Raw genomic sequence first — 2,990 nt, 5'->3', positions numbered from 1 at the left:
CGATGTCGTTTTGAAGTATCCGGCGATTTCACAAAAATGCCCCGTACCGGCCAGGTGCGGGGCATTTTCGGCTTTACTAAGGTATGGGCCGGTTTTTGTCAGGTAGCGCGCTGCGCCGCATCTCGCGTGGTGCGGTGCAGCGCTGCCACCAGCAGCGAATAAACGTGCTGCTTTACGGCGCGCTACCGGCTTGGATAAACAGGCGCGTTTAAACCCCGGCCCTCCCTGAACGGTTTTCATAACCACGGCCAGCCGCCCGGCGTATGCCTGGGCTCCCCTTTTCCCGTAATGACCGAACTCCAACGCCTTTTCCTGGCCTACGACCACCACCGCGCCGCCCAGCGCCCCTGTGCCCTGGCCACTGTGGTCGAAGTCCTGGGCTCGGCCTACCGCCGCCCCGGTGCCCGCATGCTCGTGACCGAAGACGGCGAGCTGACCGGCGCTATCAGTGGCGGCTGCCTCGAAGGCGACGCCCGGCAGCGCGCCCGGCGGGCCATCTTCCAAGGCGAGCCGGCGCTGGTCACCTACGACACCCGCGACGAAGACGACCCGCGCCATGGCCTCGGCCCTGGCTGCCAGGGCGTCGTCCGCATTTTGCTGGAGCCGCTCGATTTTCAGAATCCCGACAACCCGCTCGAAATTCTGCGCGGCTTTGCGCAGCACCCCGCGCCCGCCGTGCTGGCCACTGTATTTGAAACCGAAGGCAGCGGCCTGAAAGCCGCCGTGGGCCAGCGCGTGCTACTCACCGAAACCGGCGTGGTGCGCGGCACGCCGCTGCTGGCCGCCCCGCTGGCCGAGGCCGCCCGCGCCACCCTGACGCAACGGAAACCGCAGATTCTGACCATCGAAACCGAAGCTGGCCCGGTGCGCGCCTCGCTCGAAGTGCTGCTGCCGCCGCTGCGCCTGGTGGTGTACGGGGCCGGCAACGACGCTCAGCCGCTAGTACACTTGGCTGGCTCGCTGGGCTGGCACATTACGGTGGTTGATGGCCGGCCCAACCTGGCCACTACCACCCGCTTCCCCGAGGCAGCCGAGGTCCGCATCGTGCCGGTGCGCGAGTTGGAAACGGCCACCCCCGACCCACTGGCCTACCACGTGCTGCTCAGCCACAACTACGCCTACGACCTCGCCGCGCTGCAAACGCTGCTTGCCTCGCCCGCGCCCTACATCGGCTTGCTGGGGCCGCGCCTCAAGGCGCAGCGGCTACTCGATGAGCTGGATACTTTTCCGGCAGAGTTGGTGGAGCAGCTGCGCACGCGGCTGCACAGCCCTATCGGGTTGGATTTGGGAAGCGAAACGCCCGAGGAAATCGCGCTGGCCATCGTGGCCGAAATCCAGGCGCAGCACAGTGGGCGGCAGGGCCGGCCGCTGCGCGAGCGGGCGGGCACGGTACACGTGCCGGCGGTGGTGGAAAGCTGATTTTAAAAGCTGTAGAAACGCATATTTGCGTCTCGCGTCAGACGAGAGTATTCAAGTAGAAAGGAGAATTCATTCTTTCCTGGCTCGCCTGACGCGAGACGCAAGTATGCGTCTCTACACCGATTGTCAGCGCATCGGCACGCGGTAGCTGAGCGATAGCCGGAAGGCCAGCCCTTTTTCAATATCCGGGCTCAAGGGCGTGGGGGCTTTGCCCAACCCGATGTAGTCGAGCGTGGCGGGCCACTGCGCCTCTTTGGCAAACACGTCGATGCGCCGCGTGGCGGAGTAGGCTACCGTGGCCCGCAGCGCCCAGTGCTGACTTAGGTAGCCTTCGGCAAACAGGCCGAAGTGGCCCTGCTTATATTGCAGGTAGCGGTCCTGCACGCGCAGCCGGTAGGCGGTGTTGATGCCAATCAGGTTGAAGCCGACGTTTACTTTGGGCACGGCGGCGTAGCTGATGGTGAGCGTATTGGGCAGGTCGCCAAATACCCGCCACCGGGGCGCCGGCTGCCAGTCGAGGCCCAGCAGCAGGATATACTGCGGCCCGTAGAACTGCTGCCGGTAGCCCAGCGTGAAGCGGTATAGCAGCCGGGCATTGGCGCGATAGGTGCCGCGCACCACGCCGCCCCAGGTCAGGTCGTCCCCGCGCACGTCGCGCAGGTCGGTGTTGAGGGCGGGCAGCGCCAGGGCGGTTAGCTCGGTTTTAGGAGAAAGGCGGCGGCGGTAGCCCACGATGGGCGAAAAGCCATACACCCAATTTACTCCAAATCCCGGCCGCGAGCCGCTAAAATCCAAGTGTTCAAAATTGGCCCCGGCGAGCAGACTTTGGGTGCTGTCGCGCCCCAGCGCTACCGGCACGATGATATTGGCCCGGAATATATTGGCCCGAAAATTAGTGGCGCTGTCGTTTTTGAACTGCAACGGCAATCGCTCGTAGCTCAGACCGATGCCTTCGGCGTAGCCCTGTGCTCGGCTACCATGCGCGGCCACCAGGCAAAAAAATAGCACAATTGCTTTACAGCTTAAAGAAGTAAAATTTAAACTCATTATTGAGCAGAGAACTATATAATAAAATACAAATTAAAGGCAAGTCGGCCGCGCACGTAATGCGGCTGCTTTCGCACCCATTTTCACACCCCGGAGCATATGATTCTCGGCTTCAACGAAGCATTTATCCCGGCCATTATCGCGGGCACTAAGGTGCATACCATCCGCGAGGGCGCGCGCTGGCAGGTGGGGGCCGTGGCGCAGTTCTGCGCCCGCGCGCAGCAGCCGGATAGGTACGAGTTCTGGGCCCCGCGCCCCATCCTGAGTATTCAGCACATCGAGCTGACCAGCAGTGAGCTGTGCGTAGATGGCCGCCTGCTCGGCGAGGCCGAGCTAGCCACGCTGGCCAGGGCCGATGGCTTTGCCACGGCAGCCGAGCTGCTGGCGTTTTTTGCGGATAAGCCGCTGCCTTTCGTGGGGCAGTTGCTGCACTGGACGGGGTTGCGGTATTAGGGCTCGCCGCCTGTGCACCTCACCCCCTAGCCCCGGTTCGCTTGAAGCGCGAAGTCCGAAAAAAGAGGGGG

Annotated in this window: 4 protein-coding genes; 2 read left to right on the top strand and 2 right to left on the bottom strand. The window is 63.4% G+C overall.

Annotated features, from left to right (window positions below):
* Window positions 1–240: hypothetical protein (locus tag VFO93_RS12770; protein ID WP_325134762.1), on the bottom strand; the 240-nt coding region annotated here is incomplete at its 3' end.
* A gap of 48 nt (window positions 241–288) precedes the next feature.
* On the opposite strand from VFO93_RS12770, the gene VFO93_RS12765 reads away from it, so the two are divergent.
* Window positions 289–1,419 carry an XdhC/CoxI family protein gene (locus tag VFO93_RS12765; protein WP_325134761.1) on the top strand — a complete coding sequence of 377 codons (1,131 nt, stop codon included), beginning with the start codon at window positions 289–291 and terminating at the stop codon, window positions 1,417–1,419.
* Between the two features lie 126 nt (window positions 1,420–1,545).
* On the opposite strand, the gene VFO93_RS12760 is transcribed toward VFO93_RS12765, so the two are convergent.
* The gene (locus VFO93_RS12760) at window positions 1,546–2,427 is read right to left on the bottom strand and encodes a DUF6268 family outer membrane beta-barrel protein (protein WP_325134760.1); all 882 of its coding nucleotides are present in this window, start codon (window positions 2,425–2,427) and stop codon (window positions 1,546–1,548) included.
* A 138-nt stretch (window positions 2,428–2,565) separates the two neighbouring features.
* Here VFO93_RS12760 and VFO93_RS12755 point away from each other — a divergent pair, with 138 nt between their 5' ends.
* Complete coding sequence (locus VFO93_RS12755) at window positions 2,566–2,919, top strand: hypothetical protein (RefSeq protein ID WP_325134759.1); 354 nt, start codon at window positions 2,566–2,568, stop codon at window positions 2,917–2,919.
* The last annotated feature ends 71 nt before the right edge of the window (window positions 2,920–2,990 follow it).

Source organism: Hymenobacter sp., assembly GCF_035709525.1.
Lineage (GTDB): Bacteria > Bacteroidota > Bacteroidia > Cytophagales > Hymenobacteraceae > Hymenobacter.
This window is presented reverse-complemented; position numbering and strand designations above follow the sequence as displayed.

Excerpts from the sequence above, each read along its gene's own strand:
- VFO93_RS12765 (WP_325134761.1), top strand. The coding sequence starts at position 289 with ATGACCGAACTCCAACGCCTTTTCCTGGCCTACGACCACCACCGCGCC.
- VFO93_RS12755 (WP_325134759.1), top strand. The coding sequence starts at position 2,566 with ATGATTCTCGGCTTCAACGAAGCATTTATCCCGGCCATTATCGCGGGC.